Annotated in this window: 28 protein-coding genes; 8 read left to right on the forward strand and 20 right to left on the reverse strand. The window is 33.3% G+C overall.

The window, feature by feature from the left end; genetic code table 11:
* Positions 1 to 83 precede the first annotated feature (83 nt).
* The 5 genes from hpf to FNW38_RS11265 form a co-directional block, all read right to left on the reverse strand.
* A complete protein-coding gene (hpf, locus tag FNW38_RS11245; protein ID WP_143386188.1) occupies positions 84 to 386 on the reverse strand; it encodes a ribosome hibernation-promoting factor, HPF/YfiA family in 303 nt (100 codons plus the stop codon).
* Positions 387 to 420: 34 nt separating this feature from the next.
* Positions 421 to 1317, reverse strand: a complete 897-nt coding sequence (locus tag FNW38_RS11250; protein WP_144066689.1) for a tyrosine-type recombinase/integrase — start codon at positions 1315 to 1317, stop codon at positions 421 to 423.
* 70 nt (positions 1318 to 1387) lie between these two features.
* Positions 1388 to 1582, reverse strand: coding sequence for a 30S ribosomal protein S21 (rpsU, locus tag FNW38_RS11255; protein ID WP_035670421.1), 195 nt, complete (start codon positions 1580 to 1582; stop codon positions 1388 to 1390).
* A gap of 261 nt (positions 1583 to 1843) precedes the next feature.
* On the reverse strand, positions 1844 to 2986 hold the full coding sequence (locus FNW38_RS11260; protein WP_143386186.1) for an acyl-CoA dehydrogenase family protein: 1143 nt from the start codon (positions 2984 to 2986) through the stop codon (positions 1844 to 1846).
* Between the two features lie 17 nt (positions 2987 to 3003).
* Positions 3004 to 3888: a ComEA family DNA-binding protein gene (locus FNW38_RS11265; RefSeq protein ID WP_143386185.1), complete on the reverse strand. Its 885-nt coding sequence runs from the start codon at positions 3886 to 3888 to the stop codon at positions 3004 to 3006.
* A gap of 314 nt (positions 3889 to 4202) precedes the next feature.
* On the opposite strand from FNW38_RS11265, the gene FNW38_RS11270 reads away from it, so the two are divergent.
* Positions 4203 to 5654, forward strand: coding sequence for an amino acid permease (locus tag FNW38_RS11270; RefSeq protein ID WP_143386184.1), 1452 nt, complete (start codon positions 4203 to 4205; stop codon positions 5652 to 5654).
* A gap of 76 nt (positions 5655 to 5730) precedes the next feature.
* Here FNW38_RS11270 and FNW38_RS11275 read toward each other — a convergent pair whose 3' ends face one another.
* From FNW38_RS11275 to FNW38_RS11305, 8 genes are all read right to left on the reverse strand, one after another.
* On the reverse strand, positions 5731 to 5958 hold the full coding sequence (locus FNW38_RS11275; protein ID WP_131916712.1) for a PspC domain-containing protein: 228 nt from the start codon (positions 5956 to 5958) through the stop codon (positions 5731 to 5733).
* A gap of 47 nt (positions 5959 to 6005) precedes the next feature.
* On the reverse strand, positions 6006 to 7307 hold the full coding sequence (locus FNW38_RS11280; protein ID WP_143386183.1) for a DUF2851 family protein: 1302 nt from the start codon (positions 7305 to 7307) through the stop codon (positions 6006 to 6008).
* A gap of 176 nt (positions 7308 to 7483) precedes the next feature.
* Positions 7484 to 7966: a 3'-5' exonuclease gene (locus FNW38_RS11285; protein ID WP_143386182.1), complete on the reverse strand. Its 483-nt coding sequence runs from the start codon at positions 7964 to 7966 to the stop codon at positions 7484 to 7486.
* A 54-nt stretch (positions 7967 to 8020) separates the two neighbouring features.
* Positions 8021 to 8164, reverse strand: coding sequence for a hypothetical protein (locus FNW38_RS11290; RefSeq protein ID WP_449404046.1), 144 nt, complete (start codon positions 8162 to 8164; stop codon positions 8021 to 8023).
* Between the two features lie 42 nt (positions 8165 to 8206).
* Positions 8207 to 8647 carry a hypothetical protein gene (locus FNW38_RS11295; RefSeq protein WP_143386180.1) on the reverse strand — a complete coding sequence of 147 codons (441 nt, stop codon included), beginning with the start codon at positions 8645 to 8647 and terminating at the stop codon, positions 8207 to 8209.
* A gap of 150 nt (positions 8648 to 8797) precedes the next feature.
* Complete coding sequence (locus FNW38_RS17495; protein ID WP_185963131.1) at positions 8798 to 8962, reverse strand: hypothetical protein; 165 nt, start codon at positions 8960 to 8962, stop codon at positions 8798 to 8800.
* A gap of 135 nt (positions 8963 to 9097) precedes the next feature.
* Positions 9098 to 10459 (reverse strand): pyridoxal-phosphate dependent enzyme, encoded by a 1362-nt coding sequence (locus FNW38_RS11300; protein WP_143386179.1) that lies wholly within the window; start codon positions 10457 to 10459, stop codon positions 9098 to 9100.
* Between the two features lie 218 nt (positions 10460 to 10677).
* Positions 10678 to 12636: a putative porin gene (locus FNW38_RS11305; protein WP_143386178.1), complete on the reverse strand. Its 1959-nt coding sequence runs from the start codon at positions 12634 to 12636 to the stop codon at positions 10678 to 10680.
* Between the two features lie 176 nt (positions 12637 to 12812).
* Here FNW38_RS11305 and FNW38_RS11310 point away from each other — a divergent pair, with 176 nt between their 5' ends.
* Positions 12813 to 13472 (forward strand): ribonuclease HII, encoded by a 660-nt coding sequence (locus FNW38_RS11310; protein ID WP_143386177.1) that lies wholly within the window; start codon positions 12813 to 12815, stop codon positions 13470 to 13472.
* A gap of 227 nt (positions 13473 to 13699) precedes the next feature.
* Here FNW38_RS11310 and lipB read toward each other — a convergent pair whose 3' ends face one another.
* Genes lipB through FNW38_RS11325 form a run of 3 tightly spaced genes read right to left on the reverse strand, consistent with a single transcriptional unit; the run spans position 13700 to position 15923 of the window.
* Entirely contained in the window at positions 13700 to 14398 is a 699-nt protein-coding gene (lipB, locus tag FNW38_RS11315) for a lipoyl(octanoyl) transferase LipB (protein ID WP_143386176.1), read from the reverse strand.
* Between the two features lie 10 nt (positions 14399 to 14408).
* A complete protein-coding gene (locus tag FNW38_RS11320) occupies positions 14409 to 15158 on the reverse strand; it encodes a hypothetical protein (RefSeq protein ID WP_143386175.1) in 750 nt (249 codons plus the stop codon).
* A 33-nt stretch (positions 15159 to 15191) separates the two neighbouring features.
* The gene (locus tag FNW38_RS11325; RefSeq protein WP_143386174.1) at positions 15192 to 15923 is read right to left on the reverse strand and encodes a hypothetical protein; all 732 of its coding nucleotides are present in this window, start codon (positions 15921 to 15923) and stop codon (positions 15192 to 15194) included.
* Between the two features lie 207 nt (positions 15924 to 16130).
* Between FNW38_RS11325 and lysS the strand changes: the two genes are divergently transcribed.
* The 3 genes from lysS to FNW38_RS11340 all read left to right on the forward strand — a co-directional run bounded on the left by lysS (position 16131) and on the right by FNW38_RS11340 (position 18481).
* On the forward strand, positions 16131 to 17840 hold the full coding sequence (gene lysS, locus FNW38_RS11330; RefSeq protein WP_143386173.1) for a lysine--tRNA ligase: 1710 nt from the start codon (positions 16131 to 16133) through the stop codon (positions 17838 to 17840).
* A gap of 111 nt (positions 17841 to 17951) precedes the next feature.
* Complete coding sequence (locus FNW38_RS11335) at positions 17952 to 18188, forward strand: hypothetical protein (protein WP_143386172.1); 237 nt, start codon at positions 17952 to 17954, stop codon at positions 18186 to 18188.
* Positions 18170 to 18481 (forward strand): type II toxin-antitoxin system RelE/ParE family toxin, encoded by a 312-nt coding sequence (locus tag FNW38_RS11340; protein ID WP_143386171.1) that lies wholly within the window; start codon positions 18170 to 18172, stop codon positions 18479 to 18481. Before FNW38_RS11335 ends, FNW38_RS11340 begins: the two co-directional genes overlap by 19 nt.
* 35 nt (positions 18482 to 18516) lie before the next feature.
* Here the strand turns inward: FNW38_RS11340 and FNW38_RS11345 are convergent, their stop codons facing one another.
* From FNW38_RS11345 to FNW38_RS11360, 4 genes are all read right to left on the reverse strand, one after another.
* On the reverse strand, positions 18517 to 19488 hold the full coding sequence (locus tag FNW38_RS11345) for a transporter (protein WP_143386170.1): 972 nt from the start codon (positions 19486 to 19488) through the stop codon (positions 18517 to 18519).
* A 4-nt stretch (positions 19489 to 19492) separates the two neighbouring features.
* The gene (locus tag FNW38_RS11350) at positions 19493 to 20530 is read right to left on the reverse strand and encodes a cytochrome-c peroxidase (RefSeq protein ID WP_143386169.1); all 1038 of its coding nucleotides are present in this window, start codon (positions 20528 to 20530) and stop codon (positions 19493 to 19495) included.
* A 169-nt stretch (positions 20531 to 20699) separates the two neighbouring features.
* Positions 20700 to 21497 (reverse strand): MbnP family protein, encoded by a 798-nt coding sequence (locus FNW38_RS11355; protein WP_143386168.1) that lies wholly within the window; start codon positions 21495 to 21497, stop codon positions 20700 to 20702.
* 112 nt (positions 21498 to 21609) lie between these two features.
* Positions 21610 to 21984, reverse strand: a complete 375-nt coding sequence (locus tag FNW38_RS11360) for a hypothetical protein (protein ID WP_235890190.1) — start codon at positions 21982 to 21984, stop codon at positions 21610 to 21612.
* Between the two features lie 409 nt (positions 21985 to 22393).
* Here FNW38_RS11360 and FNW38_RS11365 point away from each other — a divergent pair, with 409 nt between their 5' ends.
* The 3 genes from FNW38_RS11365 to FNW38_RS11370 all read left to right on the forward strand — a co-directional run bounded on the left by FNW38_RS11365 (position 22394) and on the right by FNW38_RS11370 (position 23999).
* Entirely contained in the window at positions 22394 to 22957 is a 564-nt protein-coding gene (locus FNW38_RS11365) for a murein L,D-transpeptidase catalytic domain-containing protein (RefSeq protein ID WP_235890191.1), read from the forward strand.
* Between the two features lie 167 nt (positions 22958 to 23124).
* Positions 23125 to 23328: a hypothetical protein gene (locus tag FNW38_RS17765; protein WP_235890192.1), complete on the forward strand. Its 204-nt coding sequence runs from the start codon at positions 23125 to 23127 to the stop codon at positions 23326 to 23328.
* A gap of 8 nt (positions 23329 to 23336) precedes the next feature.
* Positions 23337 to 23999 carry a pyridoxal-dependent decarboxylase gene (locus tag FNW38_RS11370; RefSeq protein ID WP_235890193.1) on the forward strand — a complete coding sequence of 221 codons (663 nt, stop codon included), beginning with the start codon at positions 23337 to 23339 and terminating at the stop codon, positions 23997 to 23999.
* Positions 24000 to 24036 lie beyond the last annotated feature (37 nt).

Genomic DNA, 24036 nt, shown 5'->3' on the forward strand with positions numbered 1-24036 from the left:
TAAAAAAAGTCCGCTATTTCTAACGGACTGCAAATGTAGAGATTTTATCTCTCAATCAAAACATTTTTTCAAAAAAATTTATATTAAATGTGCGAACTTATTTTTTCTTTCCTTTTTACCAACAATCGTTCTAAAGATTCCGCACAAAGTTCCACTGCTTCTTCAAAAATTTTACACTGCTTTTTAACTACAAAATCATCTCCAGGGACATTAATTTTTATCTCGGCAATTTTATTCTCCTTATCACTTGTCTTTTCAACTTTCAAAAAAACATCTGCCGAGACTACTTTATCGTAATATTTTTCCAATTTGTCCATTCTTTCTTGAACAAAATCTACTAGCTTTTTGTCAACAGTAAAGTTAACTGCATGAACATTTACCTTCATAATCATTATTTTTTAATAGTTAAACATTTCCGAATTACTTCTGATTCCTTGGATGCGCATCTTCATATACTTTTTTTAGCTCTGATAAACTATTGTGTGTGTATATTTGCGTTGATGCCAGACTAGAATGTCCCAATAATTCTTTCACTGAATTCAAATCGGCTCCATTATTTAATAGGTGAGTAGCAAACGTGTGTCGCAATATATGTGGACTTTTTTTTACTTTCTCGGAGACAGCACTAAAGTAAGAATTTATTAATCGATACACAAAGGAATCATTTAATTTTAACCCTTTTTTTGTGAGAAAAAAATAATCACTATCTACAATAGATAACAAGCACGCCCTCTCTTTTAAGTATAAAGAAAATTGATCTATTATTATCGGCAAAACCGGCAATATCCGCTCCTTATTCCTTTTTCCCAACACTTTGACCGTACCGCCAGATAAATTGACATTAACTACTTTTAAATGAATCAACTCCGTTCTTCGCATACCGGTAGTATAAAACAAATCAACTATAAGTTTATTTCTTATTTCCTCGAAACCTACTGGATTTTGCATATGACTTAACGCATCTACAACTTCTTTTTCAGAAAACGGGATTTGTAATATCTTAGGAGTCTTTAATGCTTTGTGCTTCAATAGCGGACTAACTTCTATTTGTTTTGTTTTTAACAGAAATTTGTAAAATGCTTTTAAGGATGCAATTTTTCTATTGACTGAGGTATTTGATATATTATCATCAACAAGAGAAACAATCCAACTTCTTATTTGACTATAATTAACATGTTCTACATCCTCTTGATCGAAATGAATCGTATTGAATGATTCAAAAGAAGTAATGTCATTGCAATACGCTGTAACGGTATGTGAAGAATATTTTTTCTCCAACTGCAGATAATCCCGAAATGCATCTTTATTATTAGCCATAAAAAAACCGTTAGCATCAAAGTTATAAAACTTTTAATGACTAACGGTACTTTATTTTAATAGATATTGACTAACTCTCTAAGTTATCTCTCATATTTTGGATATAAGCCGCTTTTTGAATTTTGATTCTATTTGTAACTGAAGGCTTAATAAAAGCAGTACGTGCTCTTAATTGACGAACAGTTCCTGTTTTATCAAATTTTCTTTTGTAGCGTTTTAACGCTCTATCGATATTTTCTCCGTCTTTAATTGGTATAATTAACATAATATAGACACCCCCTTTCTTTAAGTGTGCAAAAGTAAACATTATTTTGAATTACGAGTCATGAATTATGGATTATTTTCGGGCGTGCCGGCGGACACCACTTTTGTTGTCATCAAAACATCTTTTCATCCGCCGTCAGGCTGTCCGTTGCAAGTCCTCATTGCATTCCGGGCTTTCCTCTTCCATCCTTCACGCAAAAAAAAGAGCCAATCTACAATTTAATGTGTCTTGACTCTTTATTCTATTTTTTAATTTCAAAAACTATTCCTTCAACAAATTTCTTGAAATTACTATTTTTTGAATCTCCGTAGTTCCTTCACCAATAGTACATAATTTAGAATCTCTATAGAATTTTTCCACTGGATAATCTTTAATATAACCATATCCACCGTGAATTTGCACCGCTTCGTTAGCTACTTTCACACACACTTCTGAAGCAAACATTTTAGCCATAGCTCCCATCGTAGTCACCGGTCTGTGTTCTTGTTTCAAGAAAGCTGCTTTATGCAACAATAATTCCGAAGCTTCAATTTCAGTTGCCATATCAGCTAACTTGAATGAAATTCCTTGAAATTCACAAATTGGCTGTCCAAACTGATGTCTTTCTTTCGAATATTTCAATGCCGCTTCATAAGCTCCTTTGGCAATTCCTAATGACAATGCTCCAATGGATATTCTTCCACCATCCAAAATTTTCATCGCTTGAATAAAACCTTGCCCTACTTCCCCTAATCTGTTAGCATCAGGAATACGACAATTATCAAATATCAATTCAGCAGTTTCACTGGCGCGCATTCCTAATTTATTTTCTTTTTTTCCAGAGGTAAAACCCGGCATTCCTTTTTCGAAAACAAAAGCAGTCATTCCTTTCGAATCTCCTTTTTCACCTGTACGAACAATTACAACAGCGATATCTCCAGAAATGGCATGCGTAATAAAATTCTTAGCTCCATTAACAATCCAGAAATCCCCCTCTTTTTTTGCAGTAGTATTCATTCCACCAGCATCCGATCCCGTATTGTGCTCTGTCAATCCCCAAGCACCTATATGTTCTGCGGTGGCTAATTTAGGAATCCATCTTTTCTTTTGCTCTTCGTTTCCAAATGTCAAAATATGATTGGTACATAAAGAATTATGTGCCGCAACAGACAACCCAATCGACGGATCTACTTTTGATATTTCTTCTACAATAGTAATGTATTCATGATATCCTAATCCAGAACCTCCGAGTTCTTCTGGCACCAAAACACCCATAAAACCCATTTCACCTAATTTTTTAAATAATGGCACGGGAAATGTTTGTGCTTCATCCCACTCCATTATATTCGGGCGAATTTCTTTTTCAGCAAAATCTCTTATAGATTGTGCAATCATCGATTGTGTTTCGTTGTAGTCAAAGTTCATTGTAATACTGTTTTATTTTAAAAGTCCAAATATAAGTCAATTATTTTTGCTTTATCAACAGGAAATCCCTTAATTTTTATTAAATCCTCAATATCCTTAATATCTCCTTTCATACTTCTATAGGTCACAATTTCTTTTGCTAGAGCATATCTAAAATAAGAAAACTGAGAAAGTTCCTTTAATGATGCATTATTAATATCTATCTTCTTGAAATTCGGGAGCACTGAGACTTTAAAATGAGCATTCAAATTTTCAATAACTTCGGGAGATAATCCCCAAACATCTTTCATTTGTTCCATCGAAACAAAACCTCCTAAACTTTCTTTTTGTTTTAAAATCCGCAAAGAAATGGCCTCGCCTATCCCATAAATTTTTATCAAATCTTCTTGAGTTGCCTGATTGATATCGATTAAAACAATTTTCTCTTTTTTGGCGAAAGCCTGATTTGAATAATTTTTATACGCTTTGAATTCTTTTTTATTGTTCACCCATTCTGGGAATTTAAAATAAGGAGCTATAGCATTTAATAGTGAATCAGAAATTTTAGTCACATTTTGAAATTCTTTTGGAGAATTCACATATTTATTTTCTTTTCTAAAAGAAAGCAACCTATCTATTTCTTCAACAGACATTCCAAGTTTATATCCTTTATAATCTGTAATAAAATTAGGATTGAAGAGATATATTTTAGGAAGTTCCGCTTGATTCTCCGTTTTCATGGAATCAATTTGAGATTGTAGTGAAAGCCACTTTTGTTTCTCTGGATAATTTTTTGCTACAACACTAAAATCAACAAAAAAATAAATCAATTGTAAAACAATTATAATCCCAAACAACAATAAAATACCATTGCGTTGCTCACGAGAAAATTTAAAATAAGTAACTATCGTTCTGAAATCCATTATTTTAATTTGATTAAAAAAACTTATTTTAATAGCTAAAAATAAGAAAACTATTTAAATTTAAAAATATAATAAAAATCAATTCAATTTGCATTTTCTTAATGAAAGTTTCACAACTTTAAAATAAGAATTTAAAAAAATATAGTTAAATTTTTTACACAATTCACAAAAACAAGTCGTTAAAATAATTATTATGTATTTATTGAAATATTGTTAGTTTTTTTTTATTTTAAAAGTTTATTTAAATTATTGTTTTTATTTTTTATAAAAAAGAATACATTTGGAGCTTAATAACAAACAAAACCATATAACCCATGTCAATTTGGAAAACTAAACCACTGTCGGTATTGCTAAATGAAGCATCAGAATCTGAAAAAGGATTAAAAAGGACTTTGTCCTCACGTTCACTAGTAGCACTTGGAGTTGGAGCAATTATTGGAGCAGGATTATTTTCATTAACAGGTATTGCAGCAGCGGAACACGCAGGTCCTGCAGTTACACTCTCCTTTGTTTTAGCCGCCGTAGGATGTGCTTTTGCAGGACTTTGCTATGCAGAGTTTGCATCAATGATACCTGTAGCAGGAAGTGCCTATACGTATTCCTATGCAACTATGGGAGAATTTATGGCTTGGATTATTGGCTGGGATTTAGTTCTTGAATATGCATTAGGAGCCGCTACAGTAGGTGTAAGCTGGTCGCGATATTTACTCGAATTATTAAATAAATACGGTATTCACCTCCCCCATAATTTGATTTGTTCACCCTGGGAAACGTTAAAATTAAGTGACGGAACTATTATAGAAGGCGGAATGATAAATCTTCCAGCAATTTTTATAGTTTCCATGTTATCGTTATTGCTGATAAGAGGAACTAAAGAATCTGCATCTATAAATAACATACTCGTTATTGTAAAAGTAATCGTAGTTATTATGTTTATTGTTTTAGGTTGGAGTTTTATTGACACTGCAAACTACACACCATACATCCCTGAAAACACAGGCGTTTTTGGAGAGTTTGGATGGTCAGGAATTGCTGCTGGTGCAGGAACCGTTTTCTTTGCTTTTATTGGTTTTGATGCCGTATCTACAGCAGCTCAAGAAGCAAAAAACCCACAGAAAGGGATGCCAATTGGTATTTTAGGATCATTGGTAATTTGCACCATACTTTATGTATTATTTGCACACGTAATGACAGGACTTGTTCCTTATAATGAATTTGCCGGTGATGCTAAACCAGCTGCAACAGCATTTGCCAGAACTGGGTATACCTTTTTGCAAACAGGTTTGATTATAGCTATTTTAGCCGGTTATACTTCTGTAATGTTGGTAATGTTAATGGGACAAAGTCGTGTTTTCTACACGATGAGTAAAGATGGTTTATTACCTTCATTCTTCAGCGAAATTCACGCTAAATTCCGTACCCCATGGAAAACAAATATTTTCTTCATGATTTTTGTGAGCTTTTTTGCTGGGTTTGTACCTGTAAGTGATTTGGGTCATATGGTAAGTATTGGAACATTATTAGCATTCGTTTTAGTTTGTATTGGAGTATTGGTAATGCGTAAAAGAATGCCGGATGCACCAAGATCATTCCGTACGCCTTTAGTACCATTTGTACCTATTGCCGGTATTGTAATCTGTTTAGCTTTAATGTATTCATTGCCTAACGAAAGCTGGGTAAGACTAGTTGTATGGATGGCATTAGGTGTTGTTATCTATTTTGTATATGGAAAGAAAAATAGTAAATTAAACAATCCAGATAAATAAATTTCTATCCTAATTTAAAAAGGGATTATAAAGTATTTCAAGTACTTTATAATCCCTTTTTAAATTTATATTATTTTTACAAATCAAAAACTGAGGTACGTTTCGCTCGAATTAAATCCTTCAGACGAATCCAAAAAGCCAATGTCAAATAAACCGCAAACCACAATCCAACAGTAACAAACGACAAGTAGATAAAAAATAATCGTACACTACTGGCACGCATCCCTAATGTATCCGCCAAACGAGAAGAAACATGAAAACCGTGTTTCTCAAAAAAAAACTTAAGTTTTATAATTACTGACATTCTTTAGCTTATTTGGTTATTCTTTTTTAGAATACAAATTTACAATATTATCTTATTCTCCCATTAACGGACACCAAATTATCCTTTTTGAGTAATTCCATCCCTACGGCACATTCTAAACATTTGCTTTTATTACAATATTCATTCTTGAGTTGTAACAAAGATTGAGTTTCAAAAGCACTTTTTGATTGTATACCGAAAGAACTAAATTTATCTATAACCGCATTTTTCTCTGGAGCAACTTCATTTAAAAGGCGTATTAAATCCTCCGAAATTTCTTTTCCCTGACTTTTTGCGAAAGCAAACTGAAGTGGAATTATAGTATTTATAACAATCAAATCGATGAAAGATTTAGAAAGCGGTTTCTTTTTCTTCGGGCTTTCTTTGTCAAATTGATAATGATTTAACCAATATTCTGAAGCGGACACTTGGAAAACTTCATAAATATCTTTTAATGAATTTAATGTACTTATTTTCGAAAATAAATTTTGCTGACTGTGGTATAAATTAGCCAATTGAGAAAGTCGTATCGTTGGAAAATTATCAGGACGATGCTTGAAAAACTGAACGGGCTCTATACAACTTTTCTCCATTTGATATTTGTGGAGCAAATAGAAATACCTGAATTTTAAATCTTTGAAATAATTATCTTCCTTTTCAGAATCCAACAAACCAGCATTTCCAAAAATTAATGCTTCCAGATTCTCCACTTCAAAACTTTCTTTTCTTATGATTGAAAAAGGAATGGATCGGGCAATTTTCAAAAAGATTTCTCCATTCGTATTTAAACCAAAATTCTTGGCCAAAAGACAAAACAAAACTGCTTCCCAATCTTGATTGGTTTGTTCCAACAAATCAAATATAGGTTTGGATTTTCTTTCTAAACGTTCAAAAAACAAACGTTCTTGCCAGTTTTTTAGCGTAAATTCATCAATATCTTTTAACTGTTTTTCGCAAAAAATCCATGATTTTGGAGCCATTAAAGATTGGTAACTTTCAACAGTCTCTTTTTCTACATATTTTTTTAATTCCAAAACCGGAATTTCAGTATTATCACTTCTAAAAATCTCCGCATCATGTTCCCAAACTACATGTAGAATTACGTTTTCATACCCTGCATCTCTTTCGTGATGATGCACGTACCAATCAGAAGATTTGAGATGAATTTCGACGTTTCCAGCCCATTTTTGATCACCAATAGTAATTTGAGCATTGAAAAAATCAGGACCTGCCAATTCAAGGTATTGCCCTACATTGGCAATTGTGATTTCCTCATCGTTAAACGTTTTTAAATTCAAAGTATCAAACTTCTTGAATTTCCAGAGATAATGGAGGAAATCTTCTTTCATATTTTTTTTCAGATAATAGAGTATAGACTTGAAGATAATAGACTTCTAAAGTAAGAAAAAACAACAACTTACCTTACAAAATAAAAAAAATATTCTTCAATTCACCAAAAAATTGCTATTTTTGGCAGTAATGATAGTTCCTTCTCACCATAGGATTGCTTCGTTCCTCGCAATGACTAGCGGAGTAAATACAATTTGGCGCAAGCCCGAGCATCAGATAAAGCTTCATGATGATTTAATTGTATTTTCATTTCCCTACAACAATCGCTTAATTTTGTTGGTTTCAACCCTTTGGCTTTGTAAATTTTCACGGTGCATTCCCAACGAGACGCCAAATTCAATTCATCATAATCCAAGTTATAAAGTGCCATTGATTTAGCAAGAACATTTCTATCGAAACTCTCATTATGAGCCACAATCACCCTATTTTGCAGCCGTTTTTGTATTTCAGGATATACTTGCGCAAATGATTTTGCATTCACCGTATCACGCGGATATATTCCATGCACTTGAATCGTAAAAGGAGAATATAAATTATTTGGTGGCTTGATTAAACTGACAAATTCATCTACAATTATTCCGTTTTCTACGGTAACAATACCTACGGAACAAGGATGGAATGCGGTTGCGGTTTCAAAATCTATAGCGGTGAAAGTCAATTTGATTTCAGATTTAGGATTAATGATTTTGATTTCAGATTTACAAAAATACTATCAATTATACAAGTTCAAAGCATTCAACAACTTTTTTTTCATTTCGTCTTGTAAAATTCTGGGTTCCAATACTTTTACTTCCGCGCCCATTGACAGTAATTCCATGACAAAATCGTAAGTGGGACTCATATATAATTCTATTATACATACAGTTGCATTTTGGTTTTCATAAACTACTGTATAAAATTAGATTAATGAATATTGATAATCACCATTTTTTTTCAACTCATTATAAGAAGTAGTAATTTCATTAGCTTCATATTTAGCCATATAATAATCTGCAACATTAATTAACTGACTTAAAACAAATGGTTTATTACAATCTCTAGGAATTTCACTTTTAAACTTTTCTAATATTAGTAATATCAAATCCTTAAAATTATCAAAATACAGATTTATTTTCTCATTTTGTAGCCAAACAGCTAAATAATTTAAAACAACTTCTGTAAAAAAGTTTTCCTCAAATATTAAGCGATTAAGTAATAGAGATAAATTGGTTTTATCATCAATTTCAACTTTGTCATCATATAATTTCAATGATAATTCTGCCAAAGATTTTAAAACTATATTCTTATCCTTAAATAATAATCCTTCTTTAATTGTTCTATAACCACGTTCCTTTATCAATTCAGAAAATATAAATTATATATAGTATTGTAATCCTCAAAACTCTCAAGTCTTCCCTTTTCAAAATCCAAAAAGTTTATCATTTCCTCATAAATAAAGTCAAATTTAGTTTCTCTATCTTTCTTATTCCATTCCGTAATTAAATCTAACTCACTTTTTTGGACATGCTATATCATAAATTAGTTGTGACCAAGAAGGAAACAAATTTGGATCAGCATTTTTACTAAATCCAGCACCAATTAATGCTGACATATGGTGAGAATGCAATTTTCGTCTTAATTCTTTTAGAAATTCAATAGTTGAAGTTAAAGGCATGAATTTTTATTTCAAATATAAAATTATTTTTTAGTACTACTATCAAAAAAAACAAACTTAACCTACAAAACAAAAAACCCACAAGATTAAAAACCTTGCAGGAGTTAAGTATAAAAATAAATTCGTGTTGTAACCTTATTTTATCGACCCAATAATATCATATTTAGTAATAATATGGTGATTTCCATTCTCTAATTCAACCAAAACCGCATCGTTTTCTTTGGTAAATAATTTAGAAACTTCTTCTATTGAGGTTCCTAATTTTACGATTGGAAATGGTTTTCCCATAATTTCTTTAATGGGTCTGTCCGCTACATTTTTATCGGCAACATAACTTTGGAACAAATCACTTTCATCAACAGAACCTACGAATCCTGTGACGTCAATCACCGGAATTTGAGAAATCTTGTATTTACGCATTCTTTCTATAGCGTGTGAAACTAATTCTTCTGTACGAACTACAATCAATGGTTTGTCGATATGATCTTTGATAACATCTTCAGCTTTTTTGATTTCTTCATCCAAAAATCCTCTTTCACGCATCCAATCATCATTAAACATTTTACCTACATAACGACTTCCTGAATCGTGGAATAAAACAACAACCACATCTTCTGGTTTGAAATGTTCTTTGAGTTGCAACAATCCTTTTACAGCTGCACCAGCTGAATTCCCAACAAATATTCCTTCCTCAAGTGCAATTTTTCGGGTATAAACCGCTGCATCTTTATCAGTTACTTTTGTAAAACCATCAATCAAAGAAAAATCAACATTCTTTGGTAATATGTCTTCGCCAATTCCTTCTGTGATATAAGAATAGATTTCATTTTCGTCGAAAATTCCTGTTTCATGGTACTTTTTAAACACAGAACCATAGGTATCGATTCCCCAAATCTTAATATTTGGGTTTTTCTCTTTTAAGTATTTTCCAACTCCTGAAATCGTCCCTCCAGTTCCTACCCCAGAAACAAAATGAGTGATTTTACCGCCGGTTTGCTCCCAAATTTCAGGCCCGGTTTGCTCGTAATGCGCTAAAGAGTTGGATAGGTTATCGTATTGATTTACATACCAGGAATTAGGTGTTTCTTCAGCCAATCTTTTAGAAACTGAATAATAGGATCGTGGATCAGTAGGCTCAACATCCGTTGGACAAACCACCACTTTTGCACCTACCGCACGAAGAATATCCATTTTTTCTTTGGATTGTTTATCCGAAATTACACAAATAAGTTTGTAGCCTTTTATGATGGCTACTAATGCCAATCCCATTCCTGTATTTCCTGAAGTTCCTTCGATAATTGTTCCTCCTGGTTTCAATCTTCCGTCAGCTTCGGCATCTTCAATCATTTTAACGGCCATTCTGTCTTTTACAGAATTTCCCGGATTGAAGGTTTCTACTTTGGCAAGTACCAAAGCATCTATACCAGCAACAACTTTATTTAGTTTTACTAATGGCGTGTTGCCTATTGTCCCTAATATATTTTCTGCGTAGTGCATTTTATTATTCATTTAAGAGTGTTCGTTGTTATAAATCACAACACAAAGATAGCATTTTGTTACAAAATAATCTTGGTTCCTGGATTATGCGTTCGTGATTACTTCACTATACTTTTATTTCAATGGGAGTTCAGTGAATTTCATTTAAAGCGGCATCCTTTACTTGCTTGCTGCCAAGCAAGTAAAGATATAACATACACGATAAAATATCCAGAAAATTATTGGAAGAAATTCCAAACCAATCCAAAACGGATTGTAAAATCACGAGAAGGATTATTAGGTGAAGAATAGAAATTATTCCCCGATAAGTCCGAATTAAAATGCTCTACTTTTAGGTAAATTCTGGTTCTTTGAATCTTTGCATTGATAAAAAAATCAAAATTAGGATGATTTCCAATTTCTTTTTTATTTTGAACAAAAAACTCACCAATCACCGGATTGTAATCATTGGCAAAATATTTCGTGAAATAATTTAACGAAACTCCTGTCTGCAAAAACAAGGCGTTCTTTTTGAAAAAATAACCCGAGTAATAAAAGGTATTTCTCGTTACAATTTCAGGCACATTTATGATGTTATCCTGTTGATCTACTTTTTGATATAAAACGGTATTATCTAATGCAAATCTCCCAAATTTTAATTCTTTGCTCACTTTAACCGACAAGTAATTTATCGTGTTCTCATATTGCGTTGGCGCAACAATCTGGGTACGTGCCAATATCTGCGCGTCAGTTGAAATATCATTAAAATACAAATGATCATTTAGGACAGAAACCTGTAATGACGCATTAGCCCATGGTGTGATGGCATTGGCACTAATTGAGTTTATTTTTTCATTCTTGAAATCATTTGACCAGTTGTACTGGACATAGCTGCTTTGATAGAGATTGTAATTATTATTAGGCAACTTATTTATGTTTTGATATTGAAATGACAATTCCGTTTCATCATTAAAATCATATTTCACTTTGGCGTCCAAATTTGATAGGGATTGATTGGTAATCGATCTTGAATACAAGAATTTTCCATTCCACTTGTTTTTTTGGTACTCATACTGCCCTCCCACATTATTTATGTTTTGACTTAAAGAGCTGCCAACCGTTTTATCATCAAAAATTAATATCTGATTGTAGTAGTAATTAGATCTGAAATCATCCACAAAAAATTGAAATTTCCCTAAGGTTGTATTCTCATAAATTAGTCCCGCTTTATTGTACATTTTATTGTAATGGGTTTGGTCATTGATTCCACTATCTTTAAAAGAATCCCCAAATCTGTACACTATAGTTCCGCCTACACTTGATGGAACTGTCGTCTGATTGTATTCAAAAAATTTATTTTCGTAATTAAATTGATGGGTAACATATAAATTATTAGCACCCTTATTCACATTGATTCTAAAATTGTGATCTAAGAATATTCTTTTTCCTTTCAGAAATGATTTAGCATCCGAAAAATAGACCTCAAGTCGTTGCCTGTTATTGTAATTTGGGTCTTCACTTTCGAAATCACTAATTGTTGTAATTCCACCATTTTCCTCATTTAGAATATCCTGAGAGGTAAAATGTGCATTGGAATAATAGCGTTTGTTTTTAGTATTATAGCTTACGGTGAACCTGAAATTTCCTGTGCTTGACAATTGATTTATATATTCTCCCTGAGACCGTAATCCTCTGTAAGCTATAGAAAAATTAAGGTTTTCAGAAGTGTTTAAAGTAACAAATGCATCTGTCGATTGTCCTTTTTGTATGGTAGTTTTAAAATATAATTCAGTAACAGGGGTGGCTACAGAGCTGTATCGTATTTGGTTTGCTTCCAAAAAATTAAAATGCTTTGCTTTGAATCCGAATTCTGGAAGAGGCGAAAAATCAGTTAAACTATATTGCAACGTATTATATGTTTGTCCGTCATTTGGAAAAGGCAAAAGTCCAAAAATGTCTTTTCGTAAATAATTGTGACTGTATTCTTTTTGTATGGTAAGCGAAGTATCAATATAAGTCGTATCCCGATCTAAGGTAATCACCCGATACATATCTATGGTAGCAACTGGTTGTTTTTTTTTGCTTATTGAATCCGAACTGTTGTATTTACTATTGGAATCTAAATTTTTACTGTTCTTTTCCTGAGAAAATAGTAAACTGGAGAATGATATAAAAATAAAAAAAAAGAAAATTCTCATTTGAAAAGGGTATAATTAGGCTAATTATTTTTACAATTTTAATCAAGCAAAGGTAATTTATAAAAACATATAAATAAAAAAACACAGCATTTTATAGGATTGTTATAACAAATAGAAATATAACGGTTTTTTACAGAGAAAATTTTATAATATTTGTTTCTTCAAAACAATACTATATGCTCGAAAACAATTTTTCGAAAATTATTCTCGAAAGCGGAACTGATGAAGCAGGTCGTGGCTGTCTTGCCGGTCCTGTTACTGCAGCTGCTGTAATATTACCATTCGATTTTGAAAACGTAATCTTGAATGACAGCAAGCAATTATCAGAAAAAACTAGAGAAAAGTTAAGACCTATTATTGAGCAACAGGCTATTTCATTTGCGGTAACGCATCTTGAGCCATTGGTAATTGACGAGATTAATATTTTGAATGCATCGATAAAAGCGATGCAGGAAAGTATTCTAAAACTCCATCCAAGACCCGAATATATTATTGTGGATGGAAATGCGCCACTAATCCACAAAAGAGGAATAAAAAACCGTGGAGGAAAAATTTTTACTGATGCTGAGCTCGAAATTCTTAATTCTATTCCAAACACTAGTATCGTAAAAGGAGATTCTAAATTTATGAGTATTGCGGCCGCCTCAGTATTGGCAAAAACATATCGGGATGATTATATGAATCGCATTCATGAGGAGTTCCCCATGTACAATTGGAAACAAAACAAAGGCTATCCTACCAAAGAACATCGTGAAGCAATACGAAAATACGGGATAACGAAGTATCACCGAATGACGTTTAGGCTGTTGCCGGAACAGTTGAAGTTAGAAATTTAGATTTACTTAGGCAACAATATTAAAACACACCCCTAACCCCTCTCAAGAGGGGAATTAAACCCTGCTATCATGAACCCTTTGGTTTTCATAACAAAATCCGAGACGTTCTTATAATTCTTTTTATTTGATGTCTTTTTAGAATTCATCAGATATCGTTTAGCAAAACATTCCTTTTACGCACTCCTAACTCCCCTCTTGAGAGGGGCTGGGGGTGTGTCTTTAGTTTTTTATTCAAATTTAGATTCAAATAAATCAGCAAAATGACGTAGGATTTTTTCTTTCACTTCTTCTTCATTTACTCTTTCAACTCCGAGTTCTACGTTTAACGTAGTTACTGCTTTACCGCGAATCCCACATGGAATAATATTGTCAAAATAACCCAAATCCGCATTTACGTTTAAAGCAAATCCATGCATGGTTACCCAACGGGAAGCACGAACGCCCATAGCACAAATTTTTCTGGCAAATGGAGTTCCTGCACCCAACCAAACGCCGGTTTCGCCATCGCTTCTGCCACATTCTAATCCGTATTCTTGTAACGTTAAGATAATGGATTCTTCCAGAAATCGTAAGTATTTATGAATATCAGTAAAGAAGTTTTCTAAGTCGATTATAGGATAACCCACAATTTGCCCCGGCCCGTGATAGGTAATGTCACCGCCACGATTGATTTTGTAAAAAGTTGCCCCTTTGGTTTCGAGTTGTTTTTCGGATAAAAGTAAATTACTCAAATCTCCGCTCTTTCCCAAAGTATACACGTGGGGATGCTCGACAAAAAGAAAATAATTTGGAGTTTCAAGATTAAGTTCTTCTCTCCTATTTTTAATTTTTAAATCCACAATTCCTTTGAACAATTCTTCTTGGTATTCCCAAGTTTCCTTGTAATCTTTGTTTCCTAAATCTTGAAGTTGGATGGTTTTGTTCATTTTATTTCTTTTATTCAAATTCAACTTCTATGTTCAATTTATCAGGATTCTCCATGTATTCTTTAAATGGATATTGAATCGTAATTGTTTTCCTGTCTTCACTAAACAAGGCGGTAGTGTTTGATATTTTTTTAACTCGTCTAGGAAAATGATATTTTAAGATATAATTGGAAGAGGCAAAAATCGCTTCATACGCTTGTAAAGAATCTGTTGCCGTTTTATTCATCTGGCTCGCCTTTACAGTAGCCTTTCTGATGAATTTTTTACCATTATAAGAATAGTTTAAAACAGAGTTATTTGTTCCAAATCCACTACTTGGAACGAACTGATTTGTTACTGTTTTGCTTTTATTGGTATTTTGAATCGCATTAATGGTATTCATGGTTGCCATTACATCCTGAAGTTCTGCAACACTTTTAAAATCTGTATTCATTGAAAACAGGAATTGCTTTGCATCTGAATTCATGTTCATTCTTATATTGAAATTTTCAAGCTTTTTTAATTGTTCCTGCTCTGCTTTTGGAAGTTTGGCAATGCTATCCTTATTTTCAATAAATAACTGCTTGAATGAAAAAGTTGAGTCAATATTCTTTTCCGATTTTAAAGAATCATTTGGCATCATAGCCATTAGACTTGAAGCATCCATATCAACGGAAAACTTTCCTGATCCGTCTTTATTGATATAAACATTTTCTGTCAAGGTACAACTAACCAGCGTTGCCAATATAGAAAAGACTAAAAATAGCTTTATTAACTTCATGATTTTATTTTTTTCAAATATACTAAAACATTATTAATCCAAAATCACCTCAAGATTAGTGCTTTCGGGGTTTTGTAAACAATCGGATAACAGGAATTGCAATTCTAATGCTTTTTTGTCTTCGCTTATTTTTGCATTTGCATTCGAAACTGATTTTATTTTTCGAGGAAAATGATATTTTAAAACATACGACTGATTGATTTTAATATTAGCTACTCGGGTTTTCAAGTCTGAGATTTTATCTTGTTGTTTTTTAAATTCGACTTCATCTGTAATTTTCACTGTTCTTTTAAAAAGACTTCCGTCAAAAGTGTAGCTGACTTTATAATAATGTTCTTCGGCAGTCAAGGCATAATTATGTTCTAAATCATCCGCATATTCCTGGGTTTTGTATAAATCCGGAACTGCTGAAATTTTATCGAAGTTTTGATTGATTGTTGTTCGAAATTCTTTCTCATAGGAACTTTTCTTGATGTGAACGTTTACGGTTGCATATTTTTGAAAAATAGCTTTTTCGGATGCTGGAAGTTTCGAAAAAGTCTCCGAATATTTCGTTATAAAATCCTTGAAAACGTAAGTTGTATCCTCGAATTTTTCTTCTTTGGAATAATTTTCTCCCGCTAATTGCATATAACTGTGTTCATCGCGAAGTGATTCGGTTTCTATTTTTCCCGTTCCGTCCTCATTTAAATAGATGGTTTCGGTGATTTGGCAGCTTGTAACGAGTAGCCCTAAAAGCAAAAAAGCGTAAATTTTATTTTTCAATTATTATGATTTTGAATGGTGATTTTTTTACCAAATGTAAAATAATAACTACAATCCCTAGCCCAGATTACAGTGGAAATCCTTTTTATTTTTTCTTTAAAAATAAAAAGATTATAACGGAAAGCTGGAAATAGCTCCAAAAAACCTTTAGCACTTTGCTACTTTGCTACTTATACAGTATCTTTGCGCTCTTAAAAACAGCATAAAATGGCATTATCCGAACAAGAAATATTACGTAGAGAAGCACTTACCGAATTACGCAATTTAGGCATTGAGCCTTATCCAGCAGCCGAATTTATCACAACCGCTTATTCGAGCGAAATCCTAGCCAATTTCGAAAAGTACGAAGGAAAGGAAGTTGTTTTAGCAGGACGTTTGATGGGGAAGCGTATCATGGGGAAAGCGTCATTTGCAGAATTGAAAGATGCTGAAGGACGTATTCAAATCTATGTTTCGAGAGATGATATTTCGACTGATGAGGAAAAAACGATGTACAATGTAGTTTTCAAAAAACTATTGGATATTGGCGATTTTATTGGGGTTCGCGGAACGGTTTTCAAAACACAAGTAGGTGAAATCTCAGTTCATGTGTATGGATTGACGGTCTTGGCAAAAGCCTTGAAACCGCTTCCTGTGGTAAAAACGGATGCTGACGGAAAAACACACGATGCTTTTGCTGATCCAGAACAAAGATACCGTCGTCGTTACGTGGATTTAACCGTGAACGATCACGTGAAAGAGACTTTTATCAAAAGAACTAAATTGTTCAATGCGATGCGTAGTTTCTTTAATGATAAAGGATATCTTGAGGTTGAAACCCCTGTTTTACAACCGATTCCTGGCGGAGCAGCAGCACGTCCTTTTATCACGCACCACAACTCGCTTGATATGCCTTTATACATGCGTATTGCAAATGAATTGTACTTAAAAAGACTGATTGTTGGTGGTTTTGATGGTGTTTATGAGTTTTCGAAAAACTTCCGTAACGAAGGAATGGACCGTACACACAACCCGGAATTTACTGCCATGGAAATATATGTAGCCTACAAAGACTACAATTGGATGATGAAATTCACCGAAAACTTGTTGGAACATTGCGCCATTGGTGTAAACGGAACTTCAGAAGCGACTTTTGGAGAGCATACCGTGAACTTCAAAGCGCCTTATGCAAGAGTTACGATGACAGATTCCATCAAACATTTTACTGGTTTTGATATTTCAGGAAAAAATGAAGCGGAACTGTTTGAAGCTGCAAGAGGAATGGGAATTGATGTGGATGCCACAATGGGTAAAGGGAAATTGATTGATGAGATTTTTGGCGCTAAATGCGAAGGAAATTATATTCAGCCAACATTCATCACGGATTATCCAAAAGAAATGTCGCCACTTTGTAAACAACATCGTGACAATCCGGAATTGACAGAACGTTTTGAATTAATGGTTTGCGGTAAAGAAGTAGCAAATGCTTATTCTGAATTGAATGACCCAATTGACCAAAGAGAACGTTTTGAAGAGCAAATGAGATTGTCTGAAAAAGGGGATGATGAAGCTACAGGAATAATCGATGAAGATTTCCTTAGAGCTTTAGAATACGGAATGCCTCCAACATCTGGATTGGGAATTGGAATGGACCGATTGATGATGTTCCTGACTAATAATGCATCTATTCAAGAAGTATTATTGTTCCCACAAATGCGACCAGAGAAAAAACAAGTTCAAATTGAATTGTTAGACGAAGAGAAATTAATCCTTGATCTTTTAAAAACCAATGACAGCAAAATGGATTTGGGACTATTGAAAGTAAAATCGGATTTGAGCGGAAAGAAATGGGATGCTGCGATGAAAGGTTTGGCAAAACATGGCTTAGTGAAAGTCGCTTTAGTTGATGATCATAAAATTGTGGAATTAGCGGAATAGTATTATCAATCCATTTATTAAATATAAATCTACTCTTTCGGGCAGATTTTTTTGTTTTCATTTAATCTGATCTAAAAATTCCATAACTTTGTTATTCAAAATCACCATGCCATGAGCACTTTAGAAATAAAATTGGAAATATTTGACAAACTAAAAGAGGTCGAGGATATCAGTTTACTCAAAAAAATTCAAAAACTTTTAAAAAGTATTCCTGCCGAGACATCATACATTCTTTCTGAAGCTGAAATAGAAATATTAGAAATGAGCGAAGAAGACATAAAAGCAGGAAGAGTTATTTCACAGGAACAACTTGACAAAGAAGATTTAGAATGGTTATCAAAACTGTAGTTTGGACAGATACAGCTGTTCGTCAAAGAAGAAAAATATTGAGTTATTGGACCAAACGAAATAAATCTTCTACTTATTCTAAAAAATTGATTTATGAAATTTTAGAAAGAGTCCAGTTTCTAATCAAAAATCCTGAAATCTATATTACCACAAACCTCATTGACATAAGAACTTCAACTTTGGGCCATTATAATATTTTTTATAAAACAACCAAAAAAGATTTGATTGTTGTTGCATTTTGGGATAATCGACAAAATCCGAAGAAGCTTTTGCAACTTCTAAAAAAATCATAAAAAAAGGAGCTTCGATTGAAGCTCCTTTTTTATCGTTATAAAGTATAATTCAAATTGACACTCCAACGGTAATTGGCTTCGATTTTTGAATTGGATAAATGTTGATTGATGGGAAGCATCGCGTTAACCCCGATGGAAAGGTCCCCTTTTCCAGCTTCAATCCCAAATTTACTGAAAAGAATATCTCCCGAAGTATCCGGTAATTTTTCTCCATATTGTTTATTGGATTCATAGACTTCACCAGCCAAACCCAATTGCGGAACCAATTTCACAACAGGTAAATCAAAAAGATAAAACAGCGTACTGCCATAATTAAATTGATTTCCAAATTGATATTTCTTTTGGTTTTCTGTTTTGAAAGTATAATTCAGCATCGTACTTAATCCTAAATTTTTCTTTTTAATAACATATTCCGATACCAAAAGATAATCCCAACTGCCTGTTCCCACTTGGAAACTTTGGTTAACACTTCCAGTATTGTTGGCTTCATCAAATTTTCCTGTTGGTACTTTTACTCCTCCGCCCAATTGCAGTTTATGGGTAAAAACCGTGCTGTCTTTATGCGTTTGATACACGGAGTACATCGCCATAACGGAGATATCGCCGATTCCTTTAATGTTTTCTGTCCCAGTGGAACGTTCCCGATTGTGAAAATGATAAGGAACCAATGCAGAAATCTGGATTTTTTCTGTAATTGGTATTTTTGTCCAAATTTGGACCGTATTGAAATTTTCGTCTATCCAAGGTGAGTTGGCAAAAATTCCGTCTCTACTGGTATAACTTTGATTGAAATAGCGCAAGCCTACAAAATTATTATTCAGCATGGAACTAAATCCCATACTACCTCCACTGGCTGAACAGCCACAGGCATCACAATCATCTTCGAAATCTTCGAGCAATTGCATTTTCTGGAAGGTAAATCTCGAAATGCTGTCTTTTTCTATTTTGGCAGCAACAAACTGGTTTACAAAAAGAACTAAAACAATAATTAAAATTTTATTTTTCATGGTTTTAATATTCTGAGAATCGTTTATCTGTGAGATATTGATTATCGGTTACTGTTTTTAGGAAGGCAATCAATTGTGTTTTTTCAGTATCAGAAAGCGGAATTCCTAAATTTCCGTTTTGATTTAGAATCGGGTCTAAAGTTGCAAAACTTACAACTCCTGAAGCATAATGATTCAAAACGGATTCTAATGTCCCGAATCTTCCATCGTGCATGTAAGGAGCCGTTTTTTCAACATTTCGCAAACTCGGTACTTTGAATTTATAATAATCCGTTGCTACTTGTGTCACACGAAATCTTCCCACATCATTTATTTGCGGATTGACCGCTAAGCCATTATTCCGATATGAATTATCAGTCATCAAATCTGTGGCGTGACACGAAGCACATTTTGTATTAAAAAGCGCATAACCAACTAATTCCTCCGAAGTTAAAGTACCGCCCGTTTCATTACGTCGGTATTTATCAAATTTGGAATCAGATGAAGTCACCATCAACATAAATTGAGAAAGTGCTTTCAGCATATTTTCGGTATTTATGGCTCCATCTGTAAACGCTTGCTGAAAAAGCCTTTGATAGGTTTTATCCGCTTTCATCATGGCAACAATTCTCGTCAGATTGCCATTCATTTCAATCGCACTTGACAATGGAATAATAGGTTGCAAATCCAGATGTGTTGTTGCACCATCATACATAAATGCCGTTTGGTAGCCTAGATTTTGAATCGAAGGCGTATTTCTGGTTCCTATATTATCACCCACGCCGTGGCTGAAAGTATGTCCATGATGTGTAAATGCATTTTCCTGAATGTGACAAAAACCACAAGAAATAAGACCATCCGAAGATAATCTTCCGTCGTAAAATAGTTTTTTACCCAGTTCAAATCCTTTCTCTGTTGGCGGATTGAGCGTAATATTGTATGCCAAATCCGGAAAATTAGACGGCACTTCGAAATCTAACGGTTTATTGACATAAACATCGTCTTGATCCGAACAACTGGACAGCAAAGTCAAAAAGAAAAATACCAAGATTAATTTGTACATCTTCACGTTTTTTAGCCCTGATAGCAATGGAAAGCCCGCAGCAGAAAAATGTAGTTTTTCTTGCTGGAAAAAAGCGACCAAAGGAAGCTCTTTTTCTGGCTTAGAAAACCACATTTTTTAGCGAGGACTTGCAATGTATAGCAGGAAATAGCTTCTAATTCAACACGAATTAATCGTTATGAACGTGAGCTACCGTAAACATTCCGTTAAGGTTTGCTGTGATTAAAGGCAAATTTGTACCACCCATAATCATGGCTCCCATTCCGCCCATGTTATTATCAGAAAGTTTGATTTTGTTTGTTCCGTCAATAATCTTAGACAAATCAGCTACAACATGAATTTCCGGAGCAATAGTAGTTCGCACCATCGCTTTTGTTGGCAAATCAAGTGTTACTTCGGTATAGTTATAATTTGTTCCCGTTTGTCCTGTATGAACCATAAACGATGTACTGTTAGCCACTGTTGGGGACGTAAATGTACCTTCGAAAGCCAGGAACTTATACCCCGCAGACCAACTCCACAACATATCGGCAGCTTGAGCTGTAGCCAGGAAATTTCCCTGACCCGCTGCGCCCAATTCCCATTGCGCTTTGTCAACTCCTATTCCAAATTTTACTTTGGTATAATTTGCCGCAGGAACATTCGTTAATTCCAATAAATGACTGGCTTCAGTAGCTTCATCAACGATAAAATAGCTTTCGCTTTTTGGATAGGTAAAAGTAGTTCCATCCTCTTTTGTCAAGACGATGTTGCTGATAATGTATTTAATAGTGCTGATTTTTAAAACCTCGTTGTTTGAAGTCGTGTTGGCTTGCGTACTTAATATCAGGTCATTTGATCCAAATGCATTATCGAATTCCAGTCCAAGGTTTCCAGTTCCCGAGATCACCTCATCATTATTCGTACAGCCTGCAAACACAGCGCTTAATGCAATAATTGCTATTGCTTTATTCAGTAAATTTTTCATTTATATGATTGTATATTTCTTATTGTTTGTTTTGAAATAATTGCGCGTACAAACGGTTTCAATTGACATTTGTCAAATGAAAAGTAAACGCAAAAAGTGTTTCAACTAAAATTTAAGAAATAGAAATCGGAGGATGAAAAATAGAATATAAATTCAAATGAGAATATAAATTTGAATAGACCGGGTTTATTTTTTCTTTAGTGCCAAAACAAACCAGTGTGATTTTGAAAGATTGGATTTCTTCAAAAAACAATACTTCAAGTACTTGAGCGGTAACTTTTTTATCTGAAGAAACTGGTTTATCGGCATCGGAAGCTTTAGCCAATTCTTTCATCAAATGACATTTCCCCTTACATTGCATTTTGGGTTTGTCTTTATTAATACAAAGTACTTTTGAAATATATTCATAATTCACCACGTATTCTAAAACCGGAAGTACTGGTTTTACAAGCATGATTAGTACGATTATGAATATGATTTTTTTCATGGGACAAAAGTAAATATATTTTTCAGATTCTAAAGAGATTAAACGCAACAGTTATAAAAGAATATTTTTAGTATTTATTTTTAAACACACCTGATTTTTTTATGATTACCGAGGGCAAATGCACATTCCAATCTTTGATTTCCATATTTAATAGAATTCATATATAACTTATTTCTTTTCATTTGTTAATAATACACTGAACACCAACACAGTAAAAAATAAAAGCTTATTTTTGTACAATAATAGTCTTGACATTTTATGCAAATTCATCCTCTTTGGATGGACATTTGTATCTGAGTTTCCGGCAGTCCTACTAAAAGACAAAAAACCTATATCTAAGAACACTGAAATGAGAAAATTAATTTTCGTTTTAATCTCAATGGGGGTATTATTTTTTAGTATCAAAATTTTGTCAAAAAATACTAAAAATAAATCTTCCGTAATTTCTGTATCAGATGATTCAACAGAAGAAAAACTTTTGAGCCGAGCTGGTGTTATTAAGAAATTCATTACTAATAATTCTAACTATAATAATGAAATCGCTTTTCTTATTGACATGAAAATTATGTCTGGAAAAAACAGATTCTTTGTTTATGACTTAAAAAACAACAAAATAATTGACCAAGGTTTAGTTGCTCACGGTTTTGGCTCAGAGACTCCAATTCAAGGCCAACTAAAATTCAGTAATATAAACCAATCCCTTTGTACATCATTAGGCAAATACTACATCGGAAATAGTTATACAGGTAACTTCGGCAAAGCTTACAAATTATACGGATTAGACGAAACCAACAATAATGCTTTTATCAGAAATATTGTTCTTCATAAATACGATAAAGTCCCTTATGAAGAACAAGATAAACCAATATGTAAAAGTTTTGGCTGTCCAATGATAAATGCAGACTTTTATAAAAGAATTGAAAAACTAATTGACAATTCAAAAGGCAAAATCATTTTAGAAATTTACTATTAAAAAGTACTACTATGACCGATAACCATTACTCCACTTCTTTCAAAATCTAAAGAACAAACAACCTAAAAAACTTTTTTTAACCAATATAAAGGAGTTTCATTTTAAACTAAATATTCTCGGACTAAAAGAAAAACATTCAGGCAATTTGGATGTATCGCAACTATTTCATGGACAAACTGAATACAAGCCTGTCCGAAATAGTCATTATTGCTTCAGAAGATACCCATTATTCCATTCCCAAAGCGGCCAATTTACTGATGCTGGATTGGTTAAAAATTCCTGTTGATTTTGAAACCCGTAATATTGATGCATTCTCGCTTGAAAACATCATTATCAATGCAAAAAAACGAGAAAAAAATATTTTATTGTAGTTTCTAATATGGGAACCACTATGTTTGGCGCAGTAGACAATCCGGAGGATTATATTCAAATCCTCGAAAAAAATCATTTAAACTATAAAATTCATATCGATGCTGCTTATGGCGGTTTTGTATATCCATTTAGCAATAAAGCAAGCGCTATTAATTTTGAAAATCAAAAGATCAGTTCAATAACCATCGATGCACACAAAATGCTTCAGGCACCTTACGGAACGGGTGTGTTTATTTGCAGAGAGGGATTAATTGAAAATGTTTTGACTAAAGAAGCCGAATATGTCGAAGGAATGGATTTGACACTCTGCGGAAGCCGTTCAGGCGCAAATGCCGTAGCCGTTTGGATGATATTATTTACGTATGGGCCTTTTGGATGGTGCGAAAAAATTCGCATTTTACAAATAAGAACGGAATGGTTGTGCGAACAATTAGAGGCTTTAAATGTGAATTATTTCAGGGAACCTTTTATGAATATCGTAACCATTGAAGCGCAAAATATCAACCAAGAATTAGTAAAAAAATTCGATTTAGTTCCTCAAAAACACGACGAAAATAATCAATGGTATAAAATTGTAATTATGGATCATGTTGAAATAGACCATTTTATGACTTTTATAACTGACTTGAAAGCTACAATTCAGAAAAATATTGAAACTATTAAAGTATAATTCAACACAAATTCGCATTTTGAATAGGAATGTTGCA

Origin of the sequence: Flavobacterium gawalongense (assembly GCF_007097265.1) — a bacterium.
GTDB lineage: Bacteria > Bacteroidota > Bacteroidia > Flavobacteriales > Flavobacteriaceae > Flavobacterium > Flavobacterium gawalongense.